The sequence below is a fragment of the Pseudomonas sp. UTLPPB19802 genome (assembly GCF_059730225.1).
Window position 1 is genome coordinate 3,930,073 of the sequence record NZ_AP048545.1, and the last position, 23,304, is coordinate 3,953,376.

Here is a 23,304-nt window from a genome sequence, read left to right on the forward strand (position 1 = left end):
ATGGCCCTGGCCGCACCGCCCGACCTCAGCGATACCAACCGGCCCGTACAGCCGCTGGCACGGACCTACCCGCGGGGCTTGTTCATCGAGCCACACGAGCATGCCTGGGGGCAGTTGCTGTACGCGATGTCCGGCGTGATGTGGGTCGAGACGCCCCACGAGGCCCTGGCGGTGCCGCCACAGCGGGCGGTCTGGCTGCCGCCTGGGGTGCCCCATGGCATTCGGGTGGTGTCGGACCTGCAGATGCGCAATATCTACCTGCGCCCGGCCCTGGCCGAAACCCTCGAAGGCACGGTCCAGGTGATCGAGGTCGGCGGCCTGCTGCGCGAGCTGATCATCGGCCTCGTGGGGCAGGCCGACGAGACGCGGGGCGAGTATTACGAGGCGCTGGCCAGCCTGACACTGCTGGAACTGCGGCGGGCGCGACGTTCGATGCTGAAAGTCGCCCTGCCTTCCGGCAGCGATCGCCGTCTGCTGACGGTGTGTCAGGCGGTGATGGGCACACCGTCTCTGGCGATTTCCTTCGACCAGCATGCCGAGACCGCCGGTGCCAGCGTGCGTACCCTGGCGCGGCTGTTCCAGGCGGAGTTGGGCATGGGCTTCGCCGAATGGCGGCGTCAGGTACAACTGGCTACGGCGGTGGCGGAGTTGATCCAGGGCGTGCCGGTCAGTCGTATCGCCCGCTCGCTGGGTTATTCGCCGAGCAGCTTCAGCGACATGTTCCGTCGCGCCCTGGGCATTTCGCCTTCGCATTACCCGGTGGACTAGGCTATGTACGAAATCGCTTGAAACTTGGTTATGCGGCGTTAAAAAGCGGCTCGGAATGCTCATTGACAACCAGTCAAGTCGGGCGCGACCCCGGCCGTTCCTCGCCGCTTTTTGCCTTGCCTAACCTGCGTTTCAAACAATTTCGTACACAGCCTAAGCCACTTCTCCCGCGTTTGACCGATATCCAGAAGCCTTTGGCCGACAGTTGCTGTTTGTCGGCCATAGACTGCAGGCATTCCCTTTCGGAGCCTGGATTTCATCATGAGCTATCTGATTTCCCTCGCCATTGGCCTTGCCGTCGGGCTGCTTTACGGCGGTCTCGATTTCCGTTCCCCGGCGCCTCCCGCCGTGGCCCTGGTCGGCCTGCTCGGCATGCAGCTGGGCGAAAAGGCCTGGCCGCTGGGCAAACAACTGGTGGCTGGCTGGTTGTCCTGAAACTCTTCCTGTTCCCTGTCTGGATAAGCACTCTATGAAAGCCCTGCAATTTTTGAAGACTGGTGATCTCTCGGCGCTGCAACTGGCCGACCTGCCGATGCCCGTGCCTGCTGCCGGAGAGGTGCTGGTGCAGGTGAAGGCCGCTGGCCTGAACCCCAGCGATGTGAAGAACGTGCTTGGCCGTTTCTCCTACACCACCTTGCCCCGGGTGCCCGGGCGTGATTTTGCCGGCGTGGTAGTCGAAGGCCCTCAGGCGCTGCTCGGCCAGGAAGTCTGGGGTACCGGCAAGGAACTGGGCTTCACCGGCGATGGTTCCCATGCGCAGTACCTGACCCTGTCGGCCAAGGGCGTGGCGCTCAAGCCGGCGCACTTGAGCTTTGCCCAGGCGGCCAGCCTCGGTGTGCCGTACACCACCGCCTGGGATGCGCTGGAGCGCAGCCTGGTGAAAGCCGATACCCGACTGCTGGTGATTGGTGCCAATGGTGCGGTCGGCAGTGCGGCCATTGCCCTGGCGAAGATTCGTGGTGCGCAAGTGCTGGCGGCGGTGCGTCGGCCGGAACAGGCCGAGGCGCTGCGGGCCCGTGGCTTCGATGCCATCGTACTGGACAAGCCGGAGGATCTGGCAGTCTCGGTCAATGGCGTGTTCCCTGGCGGCGCCGAGGTGATTTTCGATACCACCGGCTTCTGGCTACCGGCGGCAGTCGGCGCCCTGGCGACGTTCGGCCGTATCGCGATCATCGCTGCTCCAGTTGATGGCCATGTGCAGTTGCCGGCCCTGGCCTTGTACCGCAAGGGTGGCTCGGTGGTAGGCATCAACTCGCTGCTCTATGGCACCGAGGCGTGTGCGCGGATGCTCGAACAGTTCGGCCGCTTCTTCGATGAAGGGTTGCTGGAATTGCCGTCGGGCTTGCGCGAGTCTCCACTGGCCGAGGGGCCTGCGCGGTATGCCGAACTCAACCAGGGCAGCAGCGAAAAGGTGATTCTGCTGCCTTGAGAAAAATCCGCCCAGCTCGGGTTGGAGAGGCTCAGGGCTCGAGGTGCAGGCTGGCACGGATGCCGTTGACCGCCGGTTCCTGCGCCTTGTAGCCGTCCGCCGAGCCTGCGTACAGCAGGGAGTAGGCCTTGCCTTCACGCGCCGCGGCCACCAGGGTCTGGGTCATCACGTGGCCACCGTTCTGGGTGATGGTGCAGGTGGTTTCAACGGCTGGCATGCCACCCAGGGTGCTGTCGTGAATGCGATTGCAGGCGCTCATGAAACCACGCTCGACGAAGTTCTTCTGCACCGCCTTGCGCATTTCCAGCAGCACCCCGGGCAGGTTGACTTCATGACCGGGCGTGAGCGCCGACTGGGTCAGTTCCATGACCATCAACGGGTCGCCGTTGGGGTCGCTCTTCACCGCGCGCTGGCGCAGGCCGCTGATGACTTCGCCAGCGGCGTTGCGCGCTGGGGGCAGGGTTTGCACTTCCCAGTCTCCGGGCCAGGTGATCATCAGGTCATCGGCGAGGGCGGGCGAACTGCACAGTAGCAGGAGGAGGGCGGTGAAACAGGCGCGACAGGGCAGTGGAGTCATGGACGGTACTGGCAAGGGAGGGTAGAGGTTATTGTTACAGTGTATCAATAGTCTGGGGTGAAAGGCCGATTCTTCTGCGTGGTCCTCGCGTGGAAGGCGTATTCGGTATCTGGCCGGGGCGGTCATGGCCATTTTTCTTGGAATTTCTATTTTTCCAACCGAATCAGTAACTTAGCCTGAATCTATCGATTGGCATTGCCGCCTGGTCAGTCTATATGTGCCTATTGAGTGGGTTCTTGCCGTTATCTTCAGGGAAAAACATCTTTCTGACGCTGTGACGACAAGTCGCATCGGGAGCTGCACAAGCCGTCAGGCAAGTGCGCAGGTGTCCCCGGAAACACCGACACAGGCAACCGTTGCTCAGCTAACCCTTTGCTTCTCAAGCGTTATCCCGGACAATCGCGGCCCTCTTATGGCCGGGGCGCTGCCAATAAGCTGTTTTTCCGCTCCGGTCGCGTGGTAATGACCGGCTAACGGAGACTCGACCGGATGAATGACCAGGCCAACAGCGTCGATGAACGCTATGAATCGGCGCCCGCTGCACTGAGCAGCTGGAACCGTCACGACACCACCTGGATGCTGGGCCTGTTCGGCACGGCGATCGGCGCCGGGACCCTGTTCCTGCCGATCAACGCGGGGCTGGGCGGCTTCTGGCCGCTGCTGATCCTGGCGTTGCTGGCGTTCCCGATGACCTTCTACGCTCACCGTGGCCTGACCCGTTTCGTGCTCTCCGGTCGCGATGGCGCGGACATCACCGAAGTGGTCGAGGAGCATTTCGGCCTGACCGCCGGTGCGCTGATTACCCTGCTGTACTTCTTCGCGATCTTTCCGATCCTGCTGATCTACAGCGTCGCCCTGACCAACACCGTCGGCAGCTTCCTCGAACACCAGTTGCACATTGCGCCGCCGCCGCGGGCAATTCTGTCCCTGGCGCTGATTCTCGGCCTGCTGGCGGTGGTGCGTTGCGGCGAGCAATTGATCGTCAAGGCCATGAGCATGCTGGTCTATCCGTTCATCGTTGCCCTGGCGTTCCTCGCGGTGTACCTGATTCCGCACTGGAACGGCGGCATCCTCGCCACCGCCAGCAGCGTCCCGGAGCCTTCTGCACTGCTGCACACGCTGTGGCTGGCGATTCCGGTGATGGTTTTCTCGTTCAACCACTCGCCGATCATCTCGGCCTTCGCGGTTGACCAGAAGCGTCGCTACGGCGTCCACGCCGAAGAGCGCAGCAGCCAGATCCTGTCCCGTGCGCACCTGCTGATGGTGGTGATGGTGCTGTTCTTCGTGTTCAGTTGCGTGCTGACCCTGTCGCCAGCGCAACTGGCTGAAGCGAAGGCGCAGAACCTGTCGATCCTGTCGTACCTGGCCAACCACTTCAGCAACCCGACCATCGCCTTTGCCGCGCCGCTGATTGCCTTCGTGGCGATCTCCAAGTCGTTCCTGGGCCACTACATCGGTGCCAGCGAAGGTCTCAAGGGCCTGATCATCAAGAGCGGGCGCAAGCCGGCTGCCAAGACCCTGGACCGCGTGACCGCGGCCTTCATGCTGGTGGTCTGCTGGCTGGTGGCGACGCTGAACCCGAGCATCCTGGGCATGATCGAGACCCTCGGCGGGCCGATCATTGCCGCGCTGCTGTTCCTGATGCCGATGTATGCGATTCGTCGCGTGCCGTCGATGCGCCAGTACTCGGGCAAGCTGTCCAACGTGTTCGTGACTCTGATCGGGCTGGTTTCGATTTCGGCGCTGATCTACTCGCTGGCATCCTGATTTTGCAGGAGCCGGCAAGCCGGCTCCTGCATCCTGTCAGCCCTGGCGCAGCCAGTCGATGAACTGGGCGAACAGCTCCGACTGGGAACCGATGCCCAGTTTCAGATAAAGATTCTTGCGGTGCATGCGCACGGTTTCCGGGGAAATGTTCATTTCCCTCGCCGTGGACTTCACCGAGTGGCCGCGCAGGACCATCTGCGCCGCTTCGCGTTCACGCTCGGTCAGCACCTCGCAACCGAACCGGCTGAAGGCCGCCTGGATCCGCCGGCTGACCTCGGCGCCCGCGAGCCCGACATGCCAGCGATGCAGGGCGTGACAGCAGAGGCGGGCGTCGTCGGCTATGGGCTTCATGCCCCGCAGTCTAACCAGTGACTGCGGGGGCCGCCAGGGGTTGGAAAAGGCGTTCATCGCCCGGCGTACTGGCCGCTTTTCTGCAACTCGTCGGCCACCTCCAGGATGCATTCGCGCAAGGTTTCGACGATTTCATCGACCTGGGCACGGGTGATGATCAGCGGTGGCGACATCACGTTCAGGTGCATGATCGGTCGCACCAGCAGGTGGATGCGTTCGCCGATGTTCAATTTGTCGGGAAACAGCTCGCGGGTCTGCTTGTTGGCGACGAACTCGACGCAGGCCATCAATCGCAGGCAACGCACGTCACCCACCAGCGGCAGCTCGCGCAGGCTGGCCAGGCGCTGTTCCAGGTAGCTGCCGACTTCTTCGACATGGCCCAGCAGGTTTTCCCGCTCGATGATCTCGATGTTCTTCAATGCGGCGACGCAGCACACCGGGTGGCCACTGTAGGTGAAACCGTGGGTGAAGCAGCGGCCCTTGCCCGGCTCGCCGATCACGTTCCAGATGTGGTCGAGCCGTGATAGGCGTTGTAGCGGGCGATGATGTGCTTCTTGTGTGGCTTGCCGCGGCTGTTCTGGTAGAACTGCACCAGGCGGTAGGCGGTGTCTACGGCGGTGGAGCCGCCGGTGGTGAGGAACACGTGGTTGAGGTCGCCGGGAGCCAGGCTGGCAAGTTTTTCGCAGAGGCGGATGGTGGCCGGATTGGCCATGTCGCAGAACGGGTTGGAATAGGCCAACTGGCGAACCTGCTCGACGATCACCTCGGCCATTTCCTCGCGGCCCAGGCCGATATTGGTGCACCACATGCCGCCCACCGCGTCGAGGAAGCGATTGCCTTCGGTGTCGCAGATGTAGGCGCCGTCACCGGCGACGATGTTCAGGGCGCCTTGTTCACGGTGTTCATCGAACATGTGGTAGCCGTGCATGTAGTGCGTCTTGTCCGCTTCGACCAGCGCCAGCTGATCGAAACCGGCGAGAAAGGCTTGGGTTGGAATGGCCATGGGGCTGTCCTTTGTGGGGAGAATGGTGAGGGGCGAGGCGATCCCTTCGCGGGCAAGCCACGCTCCTACAGGCCGGTCTTTACCGTGTTCCAGACGCGGGTTATGGCCCGCTTGTCTTTGGCGTCCTGGGTCTTCTGCGCAAACAGCCTTTGGCGGGTGGCATCGTCCGGGTAGATCGCCGGGTTGGCACGGATGTCGGTATTGACCAGTGGCGTCGAGGCGCTGTTGCTATTGGCGTAGTGGATGAAGTTGGTCACGTCGGCCATGACCTTGGGCTGCAGCAGGTATTCTTGTCGACGTTATAGGTCACGCCGTTGCTGCCCCAGGCGTAGGGCGCCGAGTAGGCGATGCCCGGATCGTAGCCCTGCAAATGCTGCAGGGTGCGCGAGGCATCGACTTCCTCGGCGTGCGATGGCAACGCCGCGGGGGCAAGCAGGAGACTCAGGGTTACCACTAACGCCTTGTGCATGGGCATTTCACCTTGGGCTGGATTCAGCTCGCGGGGAGCGGGGTGAATCCACTATCAGGTGAGCACACTGGCGCCACCATACTCCGAATGGGTAGGTAGTCGCTTTTGCGCAGGCGTTGTCGGAACAGGCGACCCTGGGCGAGCGGATATCCGGCGCCCAGGGCTGGGGAGGGTTTACTGGATCAGTTTCCAGTTCTTGTAGAAGACCCGGCGCAGGGCGAACACCGCTCCGGCGAAGCCGGCGATCACACCGCGCAGGATGAACGGCGTACGCGACGGCCGGACGATATCGATGAACAGGCAGTAGCGCTTGGTGTCGTTCTTGTTGAACGAGGCATGCAGCAGGGTGTCATCGAAGATGAACAGCGGGTCGTCATGCCAGAAATGCTTGTCCTTGCGGCATTGGATATAGACGCCGTCATGGTGGGGAGCCGGCGCCATGTTATAGAGCACGCGGAACATCATGCGCAGCGGGCCGAAGTGGAACGAGGTCGACTGGTTGGCGTTGAATACCGAGACGCCGATGGTCTTCACGTAGGGGTACTTCTGCTGCAGTTCGTGGATGTCCAGTTCGGTGTCGATCTTGCGCCCGTACCACTGGAAGAACAGCATGCCGCGCTTGTTCTGCGCCATGCGACCGTCGAGGAACTGGATGATCTCGTCCTTGTGGTCCATGGCCCGGTCGATGACCTGTTGCAGTTCGCGCTGGCAGTCTTCAGGCAGGTCCTGCATGCGGTAGACCCCGCGGTTGCGACGGCTCACCAGATCGAACAACGTGTTGAATGGCGACAGAACCCAAGTATTGCGACCGTTGCCGATAAAATACTTTTTCGCCAGTTCGGCAGTGTAGATACCATTGCGCAGGAAATCGTAGAGGCCACAGATCACCACCAGCGCCAGGAAACCGAACACGGTTTTCGGGAAGCAATAGATGATCAGGAGCACGCCCAGCGTCCATAGGAGCGAGACGATTTTCTTGCGGATGTTGCGGATACTCATGAACCTGCTCCCTTAGAGCGACTGCGTCAGGTGTGGCGGGCGCCGGAGTGGCGCGTTGAAACCCAGGAAAAGACCGCGTCCGGGTACGGAGCCGTCCGGGGCGACGGCTTGCGCGAATCAGCAGGCCGTGTAGGTCGGACGGTACCAGCCATGATAGAAGTTCGGGCGAGGCATAATCGTATCAAATGTTACTGTTTTGTAAGGTTTCTTAACAATTTATTTAACGTGACTCGTGTAGGCAATCATTGACATCGGGGAATGGACGTCCAGCCCCAACAAGGAGCAGGGAATGAAAATGAAGTGGATTTCCGTGACATTGGCCGTACTGATGTTGTCGATGGGCGGCGCCCAGGCGGACCAGCAGTCTTCATCGGGCAAGAACAAACAGAAGGGGGAGGCGGGCGAGTTCGATTATTACCTGTTGAGCCTGTCCTGGTCGCCGACCTTTTGCCTGACCCATGCCGGTAACGAGCAGTGCAAGGGCAAGGGTTACGGTTTTGTACTGCATGGCCTCTGGCCGCAGTATGCCAAGGGCGGCTGGCCGCAGTTTTGCGCACCGTTGAAGCCACTGACGGTTGCGCAGCGTCAACAGGGCCAGACGATGTTCCCGACGGCCAAGCTGCTCGAACATGAGTGGAACAAGCACGGCACCTGTAGCGGCCTGGGGGCCGATGGCTACCTGAACACCACCGACCAGGCCCTGGGCAAGGTGCACATTCCCGAGGCGCTGCAGCCATCGACCAGCGTGCGGGAGTACTCCGCTGCACAAATCACCCAACTGTTCCAGCAGAGCAACCCGGGCCTGCCGGCGGACGGCATCGCCATAGGCTGCAGCGGGCCGCAACTGTCGGAAGTGCGGGTGTGCCTGGGCAAGGACCTGGGCTTCGAGTCGTGCGGCAAGGGTGTTAAAACCCAGTGTCGGGACGGCAAGGTCCGCCTGCCACCGATTCGCTGAAGGCTGACGCGTTTCGTGAGCGGTCTCGGATGACGCCGCTCATGTTGCAAGATTGTTCAAGACACGGCGGAAATGGCCTGCCAAAGTGGGCTGCCAATTTCCTGAAGTCCGAGTTTTATGTCCGAACACTCCTTGCCCCGTGCCGCGTTCCTGCGCGGTGCCGTGGCCATCATGCCATTGTCCCTGGCGACCGCGCCCTGGGGGCTGCTGGCCGGCTCCATGGCCATCGAGGCCAACCTGACCCCGCTGCAGGGCCAGGGCCTGTCCAGCATCGTGTTTGCGGGTGCCGCACAACTGGTGGCCATCGGCATGCTGAAGGGCGGGGCGGGGATTTTCTCGATCTTGCTGACCACTGCGCTTTTGACCTCACAACATCTGCTGTACGGCATGAGCATGCGTTCGGTGATCGCGCCGCTACCGGGTCGCTGGCGTTTCGGCCTGGGCTTCCTGCTGACCGATGAGCTGTTCGCCCTGACCAGCCAGCATGACAAGCAGCAGTTCGATCGCTGGTACGCACTCGGAGTGGGCCTGACGTTCTATGTCGCCTGGAACCTGTTCACCCTGGCCGGGATCGTCCTGGGCAGCAGCATTCCCGGTCTGGAACACCTGGGCCTGGACTTTTCGATCGCCGCGACCTTCATTGCCCTGATCACGCCGGTGGTGCGCAATGTGCCGACAGTGGTGTGCGTGGCCGTGTCGCTGTTCTGCTCGGTGTTGTTCAGCTACTGGCAGTGGGGTTCGGCGCTGGTGCTGTCGGGACTGGCGGGAATGGCGGCAGGATTTGTCTGCAACAAGCTCTGGGGGCGTGAATGATGGTCTGGGCGGTGATCTTCGGAATGGGCTTGCTGGTATTCCTCAACCGTTACGTATTCCTCGAACCACGGCTGCCGCTGCGGCTGAGCAGCAACGCCCGGCAGTTCCTCGGCTTTGCCGTGCCGGGCATGCTGACGGCGATCTGCGGGCCGATCGTGTTCATGCCGGAGCGGCAACTGAACCTGCACCTGGACAACCCCTACCTGATCAGCTCGCTGGTGGCGGTCGGCCTGGTGCTCTATACCCGCAACACCCTGCTCAGCATGCTGCTGAGCATGGCGTTCTTCTTTCTCTTGCGCTGGTGGCTGTAGGGCCTAGAACCGATAGTTCAGCCCCAGGGTCAGCGAGCGCTCCGGCGCCGGCTGCCGGCCCCACGGGCTGGTGTCGATGCCGCGGAAGTAGTACTCGCGATTGAACAGGTTGCTGACCCCCGCCGAGGCGGTCAGCACGGTCTTGTCGTGCAGTGGGAATTGGCGCTCGATGGCAGTGTTCCAGACCCAGTAGGACGGCAGCCGCCCCACGGAGGCAGTGGCATCCTCGGGGCCCGAGTTGGCGGCGTCGGTGTAGGCGCTGCTGACGTACAGGCCGTCGAGGCTGTAGGTCCAGCGCTCGGCGAAGTGGTAGCGGCCATCGACGCTGAACTGGTTGCGTGACGAGAACGGCACCTCGTTACCCTTGAAGCTGCCGTTGCGCTGCTTGGCATCCAGATAGGCATAGCTGGCGTGCAGGTCGAGGTCGGGCAGGGCCCCCGGGGTCCAGAATATCTCGCTCTCGATCCCCTGGTGGCGGGTACTGCCGAGGTTGACGTAGCGGTCGCTGGTGGCGTCGTAGACGATCTGGTCGTCGAAGTCGATGCGATACACGTCGAAGTCGACCCGCAGGCCTTGCCATGGGGTATAGCGCACGCCGGTTTCGTAGTTCCAGGCCAGCTCGGCACCGACATCACCTTCCTTGACGATCTGGGTCACCTGCGGTGGCCGCAGCGACTTCTGCGCGTTGGCATACAGGTACCAGTCGTCGCTGGCCTGCCAGCCGACGGTCAGGCCGGGCAGCCATTCCTTGGACTCGTTGTCATGCTTGAAGCCGCTGATGCCGTCCTTGTAGTCCATCTGCGCGTCCTCATGACGCACGCCAGGAGTGATGGTCAGGCGATTGTTGAACAGACCGATGGCGTTGCTCAGGTAGAACGCCTTGGCTTCGTCATTGAACTGCCAGTCACGGAACGGCGTGGTCCGACCGGTGACGATGCTCTGGCGGTCGACCTTGTAGTCGATGTCTTCGCTGACGTAGCGGGCGCCGACCAGCCAGGTCTGGCTGACTTCGTCGCCGTCGATGCTCATGCTCAGGCGCGGTTCGCTGCCCCAGACCTTGAAGTTGCGCGGGCCATCCTGTTTGGTGGCGGCGATGCCGTCCGGGGTGAAGGGCAGGCCGACGATGAAGTTGCGATAGCTGTCGTGGGCGAAGTTGGTCCAGCTGAATTCCACCGAGTCGAACGGGCCGACGGCGCCGAAACGCTGGGTGTAGGTGCCCCAGACACGATCGGTATTGCCATCGAAGTGGTCCAGCGGTCGGGTCGACTGGCGTGGGTCGTCGCGGTAGTCCTTGACGCTGAGGGCGCCGGCCAGGTCCATGTCGGCCTCGTAGTGCTGGACGCCGAAACTCAGTTCGCGGTCGTCGTCGATGTTCCACTGGCCGCGCAGGCGATAATTCTGGATATCGGTGTCGGAATGCTGGCGGCCGGCTTCACCGGAGAGGGTGTTGAGGTCCAGTTGCAGGCCGAAGTTGTCGGTCAGGTAGCCGCCGGTGCCGAAGTAGGTGTCCCACAATTGGCGCCCGCCAGCGTTGAAGGTGGTGCGCTCCTGTAGGGTGTTTTCCCATTCGCGGGGGATCGGCTTGCTGATGAAGTTGATCACCCCGCCGACGTTGTTCGGGCCGTACTGCACGGCGGCGCCGCCACGGACGATATCGATCCGGTCGACGGTGGCCATGGTCACCGGGAACAGTGACAGGCCGGTCTGGCCATAGGGCGCCAGGGCCAGTGGGATGCCATCGGAAAGTGCCTGCAGCCGACCGCTGCGGCTTTCGTACAGGCCGCGCACGGCGATCTGCGGCAGGGCGCCGGTGCCGGTTTCATCGAAGATCTTCACCCCGGGAACGCGCTGCAGGGCGTCGTCGACGCCGCGTACGCTGGCCTTGTTCAGGTTGTCCGAGCCGACCACCGTGCGACTGCCGGCGTAGGCCAGCACTTCGGGATCGCTGGCACTGCCGAGCACATCACCCTTGATCACCATCGGCGCGATATAGGCGGTTTCCGCCGGTTTTTCCGCCGCCTGGGGTGTGCCGGCCGGCACGATGACGAAGGTCCGCTCGTCCTTGACCTGGGGCTGCAGGCCACTGTTGTCCAGCAGCCGTTCCAAGGCCTGCTGTGGTGTGAAGCTGCCCTTGAGCGGCTGCGTGGTGCGGCCCTGGGCGATGTCGCTGGCAAACAGGATCTGCACCGAGGACTGGCGTGCCAGGGCATTGAGCGCCTGGTCCAGGCGCGAGCCGGGCAGGTCGAGCAGGACCTTGTCCTGGGCATGGGCGGAGAGGGCGAACAACAGGCTGCTGGCCAACAGGGACAGGGGCAGGCGAGCGCTGCGCAGTTGGGGCTTCATGGGGCGGTGGTCCTCGGAAAGTAGGATGCTTTGACTACTTGCCGTCAGCCACCTTGGAAAACCCTACCTGGCGAAACGATTATTTTTTCGTGACCTTGCGGCGGATGTGCAAGGTACCGTCTGTGTCGCTGTTCAGGCTTACCGGCAGGATGCTTGGCAGCAGGGCCAACAGCCCCTCGACCCGGCTGCTGTCGAATACGCCGGTGATCGGCAGTTTCGCCAGGTCCGGGGTGTCGAGGCGGATCGGCGCCGCGCGGTAGCGCTGGATCTGCTTCAGGGCCTCGGCCAATGGTGTGCGGTCGAAGATCAATTGATTGTCTTTCCAGGAGATGGCTGCCTCGGCGTCCACATTGACCGATTGCAGTGACTGCCCTGGACGCGCTTCCACTTGCTGCCCAGGGAGCAACTGCAGGTGCTGGCCGTCATCGGTCGCGACGTCGACCTTGCCGCGGACCAGGGTGATGCGCACGGCCGGGTCGAGCCGGTCGACACTGAACAGGGTACCCAGCACACGAACACTGGTCGTACCGGCATCCACCTGGAATGGCCGGAACACGGTTTTCGAAACATCGAACAGCGCCTGGCCGCCCTGCAGTTCGACCCGTCGCGAACGCAGGTGCCACTCGACCGTGGCGCGGCTGTTGCTGTCCAGGGTCATGCGGCTGCCGTCGGCCAGGTCCAGCACGCGTCGCGCGCCGATGGCACTGGTATAGGATTCGCGATGGTAAGCGGGGTCGAGCCAGGTCAGTCCGCCAGCCAGCAGCACGGCCAGTGCGGCGGCTCCCAGGGCCTTGCGCGGGCTGCGCGGCTTGGGCTCGGGCAGTGGAAAACGCTTGCGCAGCTCTTCGCGGTGGCGCGCCAGGGCTTCTTCTTCGCGGGAGGACGGTGGCTGGGCAGTCATGAGGCGCGTTCCGACAAGTCGAGTTGGGTGCGGCAAGCGGTCAGGCCGAGTTTCAGGTGTTTTTCCACGGTCTTCAGCGAGATGCCCATGCGCGCCGCGACTTCCGCCTGCGGCAACTGGTGGATCTTGTGCATGACGAAGACCATCTGGCAACGCGCCGGTAATTGTTCGATGGCCTGGGCCAGCCGTTCCAGTTCGCGTTCGCCTTCATATTGGCGGGCGGGCGAGGGCATTTCGCTGACCGCATCGAACTCTTCAGGTTGCTCGATGATCCAGGCCTGGCGTCGACGTTCGCTACGATAGCGGTCGATGGCCTGGTCGTGGGAGATCTTGCGCAGCAGCGCCAGGGGCGTGCGCACTTCTTCCGGCTGGCGCTTTTCCAGCAGTTGCACGCAGACGTCATGGACCACCTCGCGGGCAAATCCGCGATCGCCGAAGCGCCGGCGCACGTGATCGACCAGTTCGTCGTAGTGACGCACCAGGGTGCTGAGCAGGGACGGCTTGGCGGGGTCGAACGGCATGATGGACCTGGGACGAGGCAGCGCAGGTGCAAATATAAATGAGAAATCTTTTCATTCATAGCGTGTTTGTGGGCACCGGCTTGCTGGCGATTGCGGTGCGGCAGACGCCACTGATCTCATTGGATGGCCGCCTTTGGCGGATCGCCAGCAAGCCGGCTCCTACTAAAAGCGCTCCGGGTTGCCATAGGGCCTCAGTCACGGCGATACTGACGGCCTGTTTCCTTCTTTCGAGGTGTTCGTCCAATGCGCAATTAATGCCGCCGTCTGTCCTGACGGCCAGTCTCCGCACACTCTTTTCACAGGGTGGAGTCCATGGCATTGATTGGAGTTCGCATGACGAATTCATACCTCTCGCTGGAAAGCGTTTCCTATGTGCTGGCCGATGGCCGGGTGCTTTTTTCCGGGCTCGATGCCCAGTTCGATGGACAACCGACCGCGATTGTCGGGCGCAATGGCGTCGGCAAGAGTGTGCTTGCGCGCATCCTGGCCGGGCAGTTGTCGCCCTCCGACGGTTATTGCCGACGTAGTGGCAAGGTCCATTACCTGGCCCAGCAGGTCGATCCGCTGGCTTCGATCGCTGAACTGCTCGGCGTACGGGAACTGTTCGCGGCCCTGGAGCGTATCGAGGCCGGTGGTCTCGACCCCGCCGATTACGACCGGGTGGGTGAACGCTGGGATATTCGCCAGCAACTGCAGGCCGAGCTGGAGCGGCGTGACCTGAAAGGGCTGGATATCAATCGGCCCGCCGCCAGCCTGAGTGGCGGCGAAGCGATGCGTGTGGCCCTGGCCGGTGCCAGCCTGTCCGATGCACAGACCCTGATCCTCGACGAGCCGAGCAACCACCTCGATCGCCACTCACGACAAGCTCTGATGGAGCAACTGCGTCGCTGGCCCAGGGGGCTGATCGTGATCAGCCATGACCGCGAGTTGCTGGAGCAGATGAGCCGGATCGTCGAGCTGTCCAGCCTGGGCTTGCGCAGTTATGGCGGTGGCTACAGCTTCTATGCGCGACAGAAAACCCTGGAGCGCGATGAAGCGTTGCGCCACCTGGAGCATGCCCGGCTCGAGCGCAAGCGCACCGAGCAGGCACTGCGACAGCAGCAGGAACGCCAGGAGCAACGCCAGGCGCGTGCCGAGCGCCAGGCGGGGCAGGCCAACCAGGCGCCGATCCTGCTGGGGCGGAGCAAGGGCATCAGTGAGAACACCCGTGGCAAGCAGCAGGTACGGCAGTCGGCGCTGCGTGAGAGTCTGTCGCAACAGGTGCGCGATGCGGCCCGCGCGGTGGAGCAGGAGATGGCGATCGTCCTGCAGGCACCGCTCAGCCCTCACGCCGCGCGACGACGGGTACTGGCTCTCGAGGCGCTACAGTTGCCTCGTGTACCGGGACGTATCAGCCTGGTGCTGCATGGCCAGCAGCGTGTCGGGGTGACGGGCCGCAATGGCAGTGGCAAATCCACCTTGCTCAAGGTCCTGGCCGGACAACTGGCCGCGGCAGGTGGTGATTTCGCGGTCAATGGCCGCCTGGCACATCTCGATCAAGGGTTATCCGCGGTCGATCCGCAACGTTCGATCCTGGATCACTTGCGTGCGGTGAATCGTCAGTCGAGCGAGGGCGTGCTGCGTACACGCCTGGCGCAGTTGGGCCTGGGCGCCGAGTGCATCCAGCAGCCCAGCGGACTGCTCAGTGGCGGCGAACGCCTCAAGGGCGCGCTGGCCTGTGTGCTCTACGCGGACGAGCCTCCCCAGGTGCTGTTGCTGGACGAGCCGGACAACCACCTGGACCTGGCGTCGCTCCAGGCGCTGGAAAGCATGTTGCTGCAGTTTCAGGGGACGCTGTTGGTGGTGTCCCATGACGAGCGGTTTCTTGATCGACTTGTGTTGACCGACCGGCTGCAGATCAGCGCCGAGGGTGGGCAATTGCTGCCTTGGGGCAGGGTTTGAGTCAGACCAGTGTTTTCTGCTCCTAGCCACATGCGTGGGTCACGTTGACGTCGTGCTACGGCCCTCACGGATGTTTGGAACCCGCTTCGGGCACACGCTGAGTTGAGCGTAATACCTTACGCAACAAAAGGCTGTTTCCTTTAGATACCAGGCTCTCCACCGGCAGTGTTCTCTGATCAGAATCAACAACAGTAGACGTTCTGAATGGGGGTAACCATGTTGGTGGAGACTTGAAAATGGCGGACGATAGATACGTAGCCGGGCAGGCCTTTGAAATCAGGCCCTTGCACATTGTAGCGGGAAGGCCGCAAACCTTCGGCCCTGGGGTAGGTGGAAGCTACGCAGGAAATGGTAACGGTTGGGGGCTTCAGGAAGGGCCGCGACGAGGGGAAGGTGCTCCTGGCAGGCTTCGAGAACCTACGCAAAATATCCTGTCTGACCTGATGGGGGGAGAAACCGACTTTCAGTCCATCGCCGATGGATACGATTCACGTCTCAAGGCCCTGATAACTGATACGGAGCGAGAGCTGGAGCAAAAAAGGCAAGCCGCCAGTATTGTTGGAACTCTATCTCCCGAGGAGTCGGCCAGGCTGGATCAGGCGACCACGCTGGAACTCATCGAAGCCAAAAAAAGACAATATGTCTCCACGGCCCCCACCATCTTTGGCCTGTACGGTCATAGCCCGTTTTTCCTGATGGAGGTTCTGCCTCGGCAGAAGATGCGTGAGCACTGGATCTCGGGCACAGCCACGCCCGAGTCCATAGCAAGCCTGCATGCTCTTTTTATTTCTGTATACCAGGCGGCGCTGGAGCTCAAGGTGCTTTCGCTCTCCATGGACGTTCTGGCCCTGAAACTTGTGGAGCTTGATCGCAAAAGACGCCAGGCGGAGTCAGCCGCTTCCGCAAATGAGGCTGTTTTGCTGCATTTGCTGGTAGAGCGCCTTGGCATTATCGGTGCGGAGCGTGATATCCACGTCCAGCTCATGCCGGGGTTTCTTCAGGCAGAACTCCTGGCTGCTGCGGGCTCTGTAGCCGGATTGCTTCCGGCTCAGGCGCTGACCCATTATAAAGTCGTGCTAGACAACATGATTGCCAGCAAGATGGCCGCGATCCGGCCCATCCAACCGCCTGCTCCCTGGAAGAGTGGTGGGGTCACCATCAACTTTCCTCCCACAAACCCGAAGATTGTTTCTCCTTTGAGCAAACCGGAGTTGGAGGCCCTGGCCAACCTGGTGCACTTGCAGTCAAGCGGCCAGATTGGGACGAAATGGGCGAGCTACCATGATGCGCTTTTGAAGTCCGAGTCCGCCCGGCACCTGACCATCACCTCCAATGCTTTTGGGGCCTTGGCTGAGCGCGCGCGAGATGTTGCCAATGAGCAAGCCCGCTTGGCTGAGAGGGCTGCCGAGGAGCAGCGCAAGGCAAAGGAAGCACAAGCGCGGACCCATGCCTTTACATTCTTGCCAACAGATTCGATTCAGCTCAGTGCCGCGGCCGCCGCCATCGCGCCAACCGCGGGTTCCGGGCTGACGCTGGAGGCGGTTATTCAGGCAGGGATCCAGGCCTTGAAAACCCTTGGTGGCGCGGTGTTTGATCGCGCTACGGGCGTTGGAATCGGTTTGTTGCTCTATGCACCATCGCTGGGTAACAGTGACCGGTATCCGACGACCAGCCTGAGCCTTCCGGCCGACAATCTAATTCCCGACCTCCCGGAAAACCTCTCCGAGATAGCGGCGGCGGGCGGCACGGTGAATTTGCCTTATCGGCTTTACGGCGACCGCTTGAAGTATTCATTGATTGCCACGCAGAGCAAGGATGGGGATTCTGCGCACGTGCCGGTGAGGGCCTTGACCCTGGATCCGGAGATGAATGCCTATACCTTCGTGAGCACGGACACTCCTCCGGTCACGCTGACCTTTCCGATTGCGGGTCGAGGAGGCAGTTCAACGATAACGCCGATTCAACCTGTAGAGATTCCTGTCTACACGGGGATTACGCTGACACCGATCGAGGTGAAGGCCGAAGTTTTTCCGTCGCTGGATCAGCTGGATATCCGGGATGGAATTTATGTTTTCCCGATCGGCTCGGGATTGGCGCCGATGTATGTGGTGCTCAGTGAGTCTTTGGATTCTGGAATATTCACTAGAAGACAGCTGGATAAGAAGTTTAAACATGCTTCCCACTTTGGCGTTGCAGATACAAAGAAAAATACCACGACGTTAACTAGGTTTCGTGATGCGATTGAAGACCACATGAAGGATGCACGTACTAGCGAGAGAGGCGTTTATCTTAGGGGAGAGGGTTTTAAAGTGTATTTCAATGATGTTACTAATAATGTTGTGGTTCTTGATGCGAGTGGTAAATTTGTTTCTGGTTGGCGCTTGTATCCTGGGACGCCGCAGTTTAATAACTACATTATTAATGGGGTGCTGCAATGAGTATGAAATTGATAGATTTGGCGAAAAGATTTTTGTCGTCAGAGATAACGGCTGCTCAGTTTGAGGCTCAGTATCTGGGCCTTTGGAGGGCGGAGGGCGAGTCAGGTGCCTTAAGTCAAGACACCCAAGCTGTAGGTGAATGCGTTTCTGCTTTATTTATTCTTGTGGATTGCTATACCTCTGATCCTGAGCGAGAGGATATTGAACTGGATGATGCAGGTCTGTTGAGAGAGGTCAGGGAAACTTTGGGTAGGTTTAATTTTACTTGATAAGTTTAATTCGGAGGGCAGTAATTGCGCCGTTCTTTCAAGGAAATAGTGGCGCTGGATTGTATTGTAGAAGTCCCTCTGGCTCGGTGGTGTTGTGCTCTCACTCAGCCCAGCACCTCACGCAACCGATGCCATAACATCCCCAGCGCCAGCAGCGGCGAGCGCAGGGCCTTGCCGCCGGGAAAGGTCATGTGCGGCACCGCGCTGAAGATATCCATGCCCTGGCTCTGGCCGGCATGGATCGCTTCGGCCAGCAGCCGGGCGGTCCAGTGGGTGACGTTGACGCCGTGTCCGGAATAGCCCTGGGCATAGAACACGTTCGGCTGCTGGCGCAAGCGGCCGACCTGGGGGAAGCGGTTGGCGGTGATGCCGATCTTGCCGCCCCACTGGAAGTCCAGGCGCACATCCGCCAGTTGCGGGAACACCTTGAGCATCTTCGGTCGCATATAGGCGCCGATGTCCGCAGGGTCCCGCCCCGAGTAATGGCAGGCACCGCCGAACAGCAGGCGACGATCGGCGGACAGCCGGTAGTAGTCCAGGCCGACTTTCTGGTCGCACAGCGCCAGGTTCTGCGGGATCAGTTCGGTGGCCAGCGTCTCACTCAACGGTTGCGTGGCGACGATGTAGCTGCCGGCTGGCAGCACCTTGCCGCCCAGGCGCGGTTCGAGGTCGTCCAGGTGGGCGTTGCAGGCCAGCACCAGATTGTCGGCGCGTACCGTGCCGTGGGCACAGCGCACCTGCACAGTGTTGCCGTGGATCAGTTCACGCACCGCGCTCTGTTCGAAGATCCGTACCCCCAACACCTCGGCCAGCCGGGCTTCGCCCAGCACCAGGTTGAGCGGATGCAGGTGGCCTGAACCCATGTCGACCAGACCGCCGGCATAAGCTGAGGAGGCCACGATCTCGCGCATGTTCCCTGGCTCGACGATCCGTGTCTCATGGGCGTATCCCAGTTGTGCCAGGTGTTCCTGCTCGGCCTGGAAGGCGGCGAATTGCGCCGGAGTATTGGCCAGTTCGCAAAAGCCCCAGCGCAGGTCGCAGTCGATGGCATGTTCGCGGATTCGTTCGCCGATCAGAGCGACCGAGTCGATCCCGGCCCGTTCCAGGTAGCGCACGCCATCTGCGCCGACGTAGCGAGCGAAGCCGCTGACATCGTGGCCGATGCCGCGAATCAGCTGGCCGCCGTTGCGCCCGCTGGCGCCCCAGCCGATGCGCCGGCCTTCGAGCAGGATCACCGAAAGGCCGCGCTGGGCCAGCTCGATGGCGGTATTGACGCCGGTGAAACCGCCGCCGATCACGCAGACATCCGCTACCAGGTCTGACTCGAGCCGGGGACGAGCCGGCATCGAGTGGGCGGTGGCAGCGTAGTACGAGCGGGCGTGTTCCATTGGGTTGGCCTGAATCATTTGTTGGTCTTCACCTTGCTCCAGGAGCGGGTCATCAGGCGCATGATTTCCGGTGTTGGCGTGGTCGAGATGTACAGCTTGTCGAGCACTTCCTGCGGTGGGTAGACCTCGGGGTTGTGCACCAGATCGGCGTCCATGTATTGCTGCGCGGCCGGGTTGGCGTTGGCGTAGCCGACCGAGGCGCTGACCTTCGCGATGACCTGTGGGTCGAGCAGGTAGTTGATGAAGGTATGGGCCTCCTTGACGTTGCCCGCGTCAGCCGGGATCGCCAGCAGGTCGAACCACAGGTTGCTGCCCTCCTTGGGAATCGAGTAGGCGATGTTGATGCCGTTCTTCGCTTCCTTGGCCCGGTTGGCGGCCTGGAACACGTCGCCGGAGTAGCCGAAGGCGACGCAGATGTCGCCGTTGGCCAGGTCCGAGATGTACTTGGAGGAGTGGAAGTAGGTGATGTACGGCCGCAGGGTCAGCAGCTTGGCCTCGGCCTTCTTGTAGTCCTCAGGCTTGGAGCTGCGCGGGTCCATGCCCATGTAGTTGAGGATCGCCGGAAAGGTTTCGTCCGGCGAGTCCATGAACGAGACACCGCACTGGGTGAGCTTCTTCAGGTTTTCCGGTTCGAACAGCACCGCCCACGAGTCGATATGATCGATGCCCAGCACCTGCTTGACCTTCTCGACGTTGTAGCCGATGCCGTTGGTCCCCCACAGGTACGGTACCGAGTGCGCATTGCCCGGGTCGTTCTTTTCCAGCAGCTTGAGCAGTTGCGGGTCGAGGTTCTTCCAGTTCGGCAATTGCGCGCGGTCCAATTTGAGGAACGCCCCGGCCTTTACCTGGCGTCCGAGGAAATGGTTCGAAGGCACCACCACGTCGTAGCCGGTGCGCCCTGCGAGCAGCTTGCCTTCCAGGGTTTCGTTGGAGTCGAACACGTCATAGATCACCTTGATCCCGCTCTGGGCCTGGAAGTCGGCAAGGGTGGTCTCGCCGATGTAGTCGGTCCAGTTGTAGACGCTGACGGTGGGTTCGGCGTGAGCCGTGGCGCTGAACAGCAGCGCCAGGGTGACGGGGACTACGGATTTCAATAGACGCATGTCGACACCTCGTTGAGTGGTTGTGGGTGTTGCGGGATCAGACGCTGAGCAGCAGGAACTCTCGTTCCCAGGAACTGATCACCCGCTTGAAGTTCTCGTGCTCGGCACGCTTGACTGCCACGTAGCCGCGGACGAACTGGCTGCCCAGGTAGCGCTCCAGGGTCGGGCAATCCTCCATGTGGGCCAGGGCGTCCTCGATGGTGATCGGCAGGCGCAGGTTGCGTCGTTCATAGGCCCGGCCTTCCACCGGTGGGTTGGGTTCGATGCCCTCGACCATGCCTAGGTAGCCGCAGAGCAGGCTGGCGGCGATCGCCAGGTAGGGGTTGGCGTCGGCGCCCGGCAGGCGGTTCTCCACACGCATGGCCTCGGGACTGGACGTTGGTACGCGCAGGCCGACGGTGCGGTTCTCCTCGCCCCATTCGACGTTGACCGGTGCCGAGGTATCCGGCAGGAATCGCCGGAACGAGTTGACGTTGGGAGCGAACATCGGCAGCACCTTGGGGATGTACTTCTGCAGGCCGCCGATGTGATGCAGGAACAGTTCGCTCTTGGAACCGTCGGCATTGACGAAGATCGGCTTGCCGGTGGCGATGTCGACCACGCTCTGGTGCAGGTGCATGGCACTGCCGGGCTCGTCGGCGATCGGCTTGGCCATGAAGGTAGCGGTGACGTTGTGCTTGAGCGCCGCTTCGCGCAGGGTGCGCTTGAAGACGGTGATCTGGTCGGCCAGGTCGAGGGCGTCGCCATGGCGGAAATTGATCTCCATCTGCGCCGGGCCGTCTTCGTGGATCAGCGTATCGAGGTCCAGACCCTGGGCCTCGCACCAGTCGTAGACGTCTTCGAACAGCGGATCGAACTCGTTGGCGGCGTCGATGGAAAACGACTGCCGGCCACTCTCGGCACGGCCCGAGCGACCCAGCGGGGCCTTGAGCGGCAGGTCCGGGTCTTCGCAGCGCTGGGTCAGGTAGAACTCCATCTCCGGCGCGACGATCGGTTGCCAGCCCTTGTCGGTGTAGAGCTGCAGAACCTTCTTGAGCACGTTGCGCGGCGACAGTTCGATCGGGTTGCCCTGCTTGTCGAAGGTGTCGTGGATCACGATCGCGGTGGGCTCGATGGCCCACGGCACCAGGTAGATCGATGAGGCGTCGGGGCGGCAGATCATGTCGATGTCGGCGGGATCGAGCAGGTCGTAGTAGACGTCGTCCTCGACGAAGTCCCCGGTTACCGTTTGCAGCAGCACACTTTCCGGCAGGCGCATGCCTCGCTCATGCAGGAATTTGTTGGTGGGTGCGATCTTGCCGCGGGCGATGCCGGTCAGGTCGCTGACCACACATTCCACTTCGGTAATCTTGTGTTCTTTCAGCCAGGCGTACAGCTGATCGAAAGGGGCGTTCATAAGGACCTCGTCGTTGGTTTTATCGACGCCAGGTTGGGCCTTCCGCTTGCCTGAAAATGGCGGGAGGCTTCCCCTGCAGCGCGTTGACGACTATCTTGCTGGCAGCTGCGCGGTTCCATCTATCCACTTTCCCCACTCCAAGACGCACCAAAAAGGTGCGCTATGGTCTTCCATGACAGAGCCAAATCCCTTGCGGGTCCAGGCGTTCAATACCGCCGACGTGACCGAACAGATCCGGGCAACGCCCGGTTGGGTCCAGCACTACCAGCAGATGTCACCGGGGCATTTTGCCGGACAGATTCGTTACCTGGACCTGCAGGGCGTGGAGATCTACGAGGAGTGCATGAACACCCGGGTGGAGCAGAATTTCAGTGCGCCCTCGGGGGCGCTTGCCTTCTGTTTCGATCGCAGCGACAACGCCCTGTACGTGCTCAATGGCGAGAGCCGCAATATCTGGATCACCCCGGAGAACTACCAGGAAGTGGCGGTGGTATTCGGCCCGGAATTCGTCCAGCGCCACGGCCTGGATATCGCCCGGCTGGAGGGGCTGTTCATGGCGCCACTCAACTCGCAGCAGAATGCCTTGTTCGGTCGCTGGCTGAGCGGAACCTTGACGCGCCTGGCGCAGACTCTCGATCCGCCGAGCAGGGAGGCCTTGACCCAGCAGTTGCTGGAGGACTGCCTGTACATCCTCGATAACGCCTGCGTCTGTCTGGATCGTGGCTCATTGCAGCGGCGGGCAGAGGAGCGGGGGATCATGAAGCGCATTGGCGAGTGGGCGGCGGATGTCCCCGAGGAAACCCTGAATCTGCTGGAGCTTGCCCAAGTCGCCGGTGTGCCGCTACGGCAGTTGCAACATGCCTTCAAGGCGTTTACCGGCATGACGCCGACCCAATGGTTGCGCTTGCGGCGGCTGAACAGCGCGCGCCACGAACTGCTGCATGGCAAGCTGGAAAGCACCGTCGCCGAAGTGGCTATGCGTTGGTCGTTCTGGCACCTGGGGCGATTTTCCAGTAGCTACCGGGCGCTGTTCCGGGAGTTGCCTAGCGAGACCTTGAAACGTCGGTCGGTGGGGCGTTGAGAAGGGATCAAAGGCCGCCCAGCAGGTCGTGGGCGTTGAGCAGTTCGTAGGCGATTTCCGGGCGTTTTTCCAGGCCTCGGCGGATCGCTGCCGGGATGGATTGGCGGGTCTTGCGGCACAGGCCCGGCAGTTCCTCGATGTGAATGCCGATGCCGCGCATGGTCCGTACTTCGTTGGGGCCTGGGGCGATGGTCAGGCGAATGCCCAGTTGTTCGTACATCCGCAGTTGCAGGCGCTCGAGGTCCGCCAGGCTCTTGAGGTCTTCGAGTCGTTCGAGCAGGATTTTTTCTTCCTGGCGGGTCAGGCGCAGGATTCGGATATCCGTACCGGGTGTCTCCAGCAACTGGTCCCGCTCGCAGTTGCAGGCGCCGGGAGGACAGGGCTGGCGGAGCGGAGGCTGGCTGTTCATATCTGCGATCATAGCCAAGTGCAAGGGCTTTTGCCCATGGGGCAGCACACCTGCCGTTTCAGGCGGCAGGTG

The 23,304-nt window shown here is 61.8% G+C and carries 21 protein-coding genes and 3 pseudogenes; 11 read left to right on the plus strand and 13 right to left on the minus strand.

Annotated features, from left to right (window positions below; all coding sequences use genetic code 11):
* From AC6I6U_RS17460 to AC6I6U_RS17470, 3 genes are all read left to right on the plus strand, one after another.
* The gene (locus AC6I6U_RS17460; RefSeq protein ID WP_497877288.1) at window positions 1-768 is read left to right on the plus strand and encodes an AraC family transcriptional regulator; all 768 of its coding nucleotides are present in this window, start codon (window positions 1-3) and stop codon (window positions 766-768) included.
* 261 nt (window positions 769-1,029) lie between these two features.
* Entirely contained in the window at window positions 1,030-1,203 is a 174-nt protein-coding gene (locus tag AC6I6U_RS17465) for a DUF1427 family protein (RefSeq protein WP_186679880.1), read from the plus strand.
* A 34-nt stretch (window positions 1,204-1,237) separates the two neighbouring features.
* A complete protein-coding gene (locus AC6I6U_RS17470) occupies window positions 1,238-2,197 on the plus strand; it encodes a quinone oxidoreductase family protein (RefSeq protein ID WP_497877289.1) in 960 nt (319 codons plus the stop codon).
* A gap of 31 nt (window positions 2,198-2,228) precedes the next feature.
* Here AC6I6U_RS17470 and AC6I6U_RS17475 read toward each other — a convergent pair whose 3' ends face one another.
* Window positions 2,229-2,774: a DUF4946 domain-containing protein gene (locus AC6I6U_RS17475; RefSeq protein WP_497877290.1), complete on the minus strand. Its 546-nt coding sequence runs from the start codon at window positions 2,772-2,774 to the stop codon at window positions 2,229-2,231.
* A 489-nt stretch (window positions 2,775-3,263) separates the two neighbouring features.
* Here AC6I6U_RS17475 and AC6I6U_RS17480 point away from each other — a divergent pair, with 489 nt between their 5' ends.
* On the plus strand, window positions 3,264-4,541 hold the full coding sequence (locus AC6I6U_RS17480) for a serine/threonine transporter (protein WP_497877291.1): 1,278 nt from the start codon (window positions 3,264-3,266) through the stop codon (window positions 4,539-4,541).
* A 36-nt stretch (window positions 4,542-4,577) separates the two neighbouring features.
* Here AC6I6U_RS17480 and AC6I6U_RS17485 read toward each other — a convergent pair.
* The 5 genes and pseudogenes from AC6I6U_RS17485 to AC6I6U_RS17505 all read right to left on the minus strand — a co-directional run.
* Window positions 4,578-4,802, minus strand: a pseudogene (locus AC6I6U_RS17485) (response regulator transcription factor); the annotation flags it as partial.
* A gap of 143 nt (window positions 4,803-4,945) precedes the next feature.
* A pseudogene (locus AC6I6U_RS17490) lies at window positions 4,946-5,895 on the minus strand (aminotransferase class III-fold pyridoxal phosphate-dependent enzyme).
* Between the two features lie 65 nt (window positions 5,896-5,960).
* A pseudogene (locus AC6I6U_RS17495) lies at window positions 5,961-6,185 on the minus strand (spermidine/putrescine ABC transporter substrate-binding protein PotF); the annotation flags it as partial.
* Window positions 6,149-6,364 carry a hypothetical protein gene (locus AC6I6U_RS17500; protein WP_497877292.1) on the minus strand — a complete coding sequence of 72 codons (216 nt, stop codon included), beginning with the start codon at window positions 6,362-6,364 and terminating at the stop codon, window positions 6,149-6,151. The gene AC6I6U_RS17500 and the pseudogene AC6I6U_RS17495, both read right to left, overlap by 37 nt.
* A 174-nt stretch (window positions 6,365-6,538) precedes the next feature.
* Entirely contained in the window at window positions 6,539-7,363 is an 825-nt protein-coding gene (locus tag AC6I6U_RS17505) for an aspartyl/asparaginyl beta-hydroxylase domain-containing protein (protein WP_497877293.1), read from the minus strand.
* A gap of 295 nt (window positions 7,364-7,658) precedes the next feature.
* Between AC6I6U_RS17505 and AC6I6U_RS17510 the strand changes: the two genes are divergently transcribed.
* From AC6I6U_RS17510 to AC6I6U_RS17520, 3 genes are all read left to right on the plus strand, one after another.
* Window positions 7,659-8,318, plus strand: a complete 660-nt coding sequence (locus tag AC6I6U_RS17510; protein WP_497883050.1) for a ribonuclease T2 family protein — start codon at window positions 7,659-7,661, stop codon at window positions 8,316-8,318.
* A 117-nt stretch (window positions 8,319-8,435) separates the two neighbouring features.
* Window positions 8,436-9,131 (plus strand): AzlC family ABC transporter permease, encoded by a 696-nt coding sequence (locus AC6I6U_RS17515; RefSeq protein WP_497877294.1) that lies wholly within the window; start codon window positions 8,436-8,438, stop codon window positions 9,129-9,131.
* Complete coding sequence (locus tag AC6I6U_RS17520; RefSeq protein ID WP_497883051.1) at window positions 9,131-9,442, plus strand: AzlD domain-containing protein; 312 nt, start codon at window positions 9,131-9,133, stop codon at window positions 9,440-9,442. The genes AC6I6U_RS17515 and AC6I6U_RS17520 overlap by 1 nt, the downstream gene beginning before the upstream one ends.
* A 3-nt stretch (window positions 9,443-9,445) precedes the next feature.
* Here AC6I6U_RS17520 and AC6I6U_RS17525 read toward each other — a convergent pair whose 3' ends face one another.
* From AC6I6U_RS17525 to AC6I6U_RS17535, 3 genes are all read right to left on the minus strand, one after another.
* Window positions 9,446-11,785 (minus strand): TonB-dependent siderophore receptor, encoded by a 2,340-nt coding sequence (locus AC6I6U_RS17525; RefSeq protein WP_497877295.1) that lies wholly within the window; start codon window positions 11,783-11,785, stop codon window positions 9,446-9,448.
* Between the two features lie 79 nt (window positions 11,786-11,864).
* The gene (locus AC6I6U_RS17530) at window positions 11,865-12,686 is read right to left on the minus strand and encodes a FecR family protein (protein WP_497877296.1); all 822 of its coding nucleotides are present in this window, start codon (window positions 12,684-12,686) and stop codon (window positions 11,865-11,867) included.
* Window positions 12,683-13,207, minus strand: a complete 525-nt coding sequence (locus AC6I6U_RS17535) for an RNA polymerase sigma factor (protein ID WP_497877297.1) — start codon at window positions 13,205-13,207, stop codon at window positions 12,683-12,685. The genes AC6I6U_RS17530 and AC6I6U_RS17535 overlap by 4 nt, the downstream gene beginning before the upstream one ends.
* A 333-nt stretch (window positions 13,208-13,540) precedes the next feature.
* On the opposite strand from AC6I6U_RS17535, the gene AC6I6U_RS17540 reads away from it, so the two are divergent.
* From AC6I6U_RS17540 to AC6I6U_RS17550, 3 genes are all read left to right on the plus strand, one after another.
* On the plus strand, window positions 13,541-15,148 hold the full coding sequence (locus AC6I6U_RS17540) for an ABC-F family ATP-binding cassette domain-containing protein (protein ID WP_497877298.1): 1,608 nt from the start codon (window positions 13,541-13,543) through the stop codon (window positions 15,146-15,148).
* Window positions 15,149-15,384: 236 nt separating this feature from the next.
* Entirely contained in the window at window positions 15,385-17,586 is a 2,202-nt protein-coding gene (locus AC6I6U_RS17545; protein ID WP_497877299.1) for an S-type pyocin domain-containing protein, read from the plus strand.
* On the plus strand, window positions 17,583-17,855 hold the full coding sequence (locus AC6I6U_RS17550; protein ID WP_497877300.1) for a colicin immunity domain-containing protein: 273 nt from the start codon (window positions 17,583-17,585) through the stop codon (window positions 17,853-17,855). Before AC6I6U_RS17545 ends, AC6I6U_RS17550 begins: the two co-directional genes overlap by 4 nt.
* 104 nt (window positions 17,856-17,959) lie before the next feature.
* On the opposite strand, the gene AC6I6U_RS17555 is transcribed toward AC6I6U_RS17550, so the two are convergent.
* The 3 genes from AC6I6U_RS17555 to AC6I6U_RS17565 are packed head-to-tail and all read right to left on the minus strand — an operon-like array spanning window position 17,960 to window position 21,742.
* Window positions 17,960-19,261: an NAD(P)/FAD-dependent oxidoreductase gene (locus tag AC6I6U_RS17555; protein WP_497877301.1), complete on the minus strand. Its 1,302-nt coding sequence runs from the start codon at window positions 19,259-19,261 to the stop codon at window positions 17,960-17,962.
* Window positions 19,258-20,346 (minus strand): polyamine ABC transporter substrate-binding protein, encoded by a 1,089-nt coding sequence (locus AC6I6U_RS17560; protein ID WP_497877302.1) that lies wholly within the window; start codon window positions 20,344-20,346, stop codon window positions 19,258-19,260. The genes AC6I6U_RS17555 and AC6I6U_RS17560 overlap by 4 nt, the downstream gene beginning before the upstream one ends.
* A 37-nt stretch (window positions 20,347-20,383) precedes the next feature.
* Window positions 20,384-21,742, minus strand: coding sequence for a glutamine synthetase family protein (locus AC6I6U_RS17565; RefSeq protein ID WP_497877303.1), 1,359 nt, complete (start codon window positions 21,740-21,742; stop codon window positions 20,384-20,386).
* A gap of 172 nt (window positions 21,743-21,914) precedes the next feature.
* Here AC6I6U_RS17565 and AC6I6U_RS17570 point away from each other — a divergent pair, with 172 nt between their 5' ends.
* Entirely contained in the window at window positions 21,915-22,823 is a 909-nt protein-coding gene (locus AC6I6U_RS17570) for a helix-turn-helix domain-containing protein (RefSeq protein ID WP_497877304.1), read from the plus strand.
* 7 nt (window positions 22,824-22,830) lie between these two features.
* Here AC6I6U_RS17570 and AC6I6U_RS17575 read toward each other — a convergent pair whose 3' ends face one another.
* Window positions 22,831-23,232 carry a hypothetical protein gene (locus AC6I6U_RS17575; RefSeq protein ID WP_497877305.1) on the minus strand — a complete coding sequence of 134 codons (402 nt, stop codon included), beginning with the start codon at window positions 23,230-23,232 and terminating at the stop codon, window positions 22,831-22,833.
* Window positions 23,233-23,304: the final 72 nt, after the last annotated feature.

What these genes read in the sequence shown, in the direction of transcription:
- AC6I6U_RS17505 (WP_497877293.1), bottom strand. Translation starts at nt 7,363, where the DNA reads ATGAGTATCCGCAACATCCGCAAGAAAATCGTCTCGCTCCTATGGACG.
- AC6I6U_RS17555 (WP_497877301.1), bottom strand. Translation starts at nt 19,261, where the DNA reads ATGATTCAGGCCAACCCAATGGAACACGCCCGCTCGTACTACGCTGCC.
- AC6I6U_RS17570 (WP_497877304.1), top strand. Translation starts at nt 21,915, where the DNA reads ATGACAGAGCCAAATCCCTTGCGGGTCCAGGCGTTCAATACCGCCGAC.
- AC6I6U_RS17535 (WP_497877297.1), bottom strand. Translation starts at nt 13,207, where the DNA reads ATGCCGTTCGACCCCGCCAAGCCGTCCCTGCTCAGCACCCTGGTGCGT.
- AC6I6U_RS17525 (WP_497877295.1), bottom strand. Translation starts at nt 11,785, where the DNA reads ATGAAGCCCCAACTGCGCAGCGCTCGCCTGCCCCTGTCCCTGTTGGCC.
- AC6I6U_RS17500 (WP_497877292.1), bottom strand. Translation starts at nt 6,364, where the DNA reads ATGCACAAGGCGTTAGTGGTAACCCTGAGTCTCCTGCTTGCCCCCGCG.
- AC6I6U_RS17475 (WP_497877290.1), bottom strand. Translation starts at nt 2,774, where the DNA reads ATGACTCCACTGCCCTGTCGCGCCTGTTTCACCGCCCTCCTCCTGCTA.
- AC6I6U_RS17545 (WP_497877299.1), top strand. Translation starts at nt 15,385, where the DNA reads ATGGCGGACGATAGATACGTAGCCGGGCAGGCCTTTGAAATCAGGCCC.
- AC6I6U_RS17540 (WP_497877298.1), top strand. Translation starts at nt 13,541, where the DNA reads ATGACGAATTCATACCTCTCGCTGGAAAGCGTTTCCTATGTGCTGGCC.
- AC6I6U_RS17515 (WP_497877294.1), top strand. Translation starts at nt 8,436, where the DNA reads ATGTCCGAACACTCCTTGCCCCGTGCCGCGTTCCTGCGCGGTGCCGTG.
- AC6I6U_RS17480 (WP_497877291.1), top strand. Translation starts at nt 3,264, where the DNA reads ATGAATGACCAGGCCAACAGCGTCGATGAACGCTATGAATCGGCGCCC.
- AC6I6U_RS17575 (WP_497877305.1), bottom strand. Translation starts at nt 23,232, where the DNA reads ATGAACAGCCAGCCTCCGCTCCGCCAGCCCTGTCCTCCCGGCGCCTGC.
- AC6I6U_RS17470 (WP_497877289.1), top strand. Translation starts at nt 1,238, where the DNA reads ATGAAAGCCCTGCAATTTTTGAAGACTGGTGATCTCTCGGCGCTGCAA.
- AC6I6U_RS17510 (WP_497883050.1), top strand. Translation starts at nt 7,659, where the DNA reads ATGAAGTGGATTTCCGTGACATTGGCCGTACTGATGTTGTCGATGGGC.
- AC6I6U_RS17460 (WP_497877288.1), top strand. Translation starts at nt 1, where the DNA reads ATGGCCCTGGCCGCACCGCCCGACCTCAGCGATACCAACCGGCCCGTA.
- AC6I6U_RS17520 (WP_497883051.1), top strand. Translation starts at nt 9,131, where the DNA reads ATGGTCTGGGCGGTGATCTTCGGAATGGGCTTGCTGGTATTCCTCAAC.
- AC6I6U_RS17550 (WP_497877300.1), top strand. Translation starts at nt 17,583, where the DNA reads ATGAGTATGAAATTGATAGATTTGGCGAAAAGATTTTTGTCGTCAGAG.
- AC6I6U_RS17560 (WP_497877302.1), bottom strand. Translation starts at nt 20,346, where the DNA reads ATGCGTCTATTGAAATCCGTAGTCCCCGTCACCCTGGCGCTGCTGTTC.
- AC6I6U_RS17565 (WP_497877303.1), bottom strand. Translation starts at nt 21,742, where the DNA reads ATGAACGCCCCTTTCGATCAGCTGTACGCCTGGCTGAAAGAACACAAG.
- AC6I6U_RS17530 (WP_497877296.1), bottom strand. Translation starts at nt 12,686, where the DNA reads ATGACTGCCCAGCCACCGTCCTCCCGCGAAGAAGAAGCCCTGGCGCGC.
- AC6I6U_RS17465 (WP_186679880.1), top strand. Translation starts at nt 1,030, where the DNA reads ATGAGCTATCTGATTTCCCTCGCCATTGGCCTTGCCGTCGGGCTGCTT.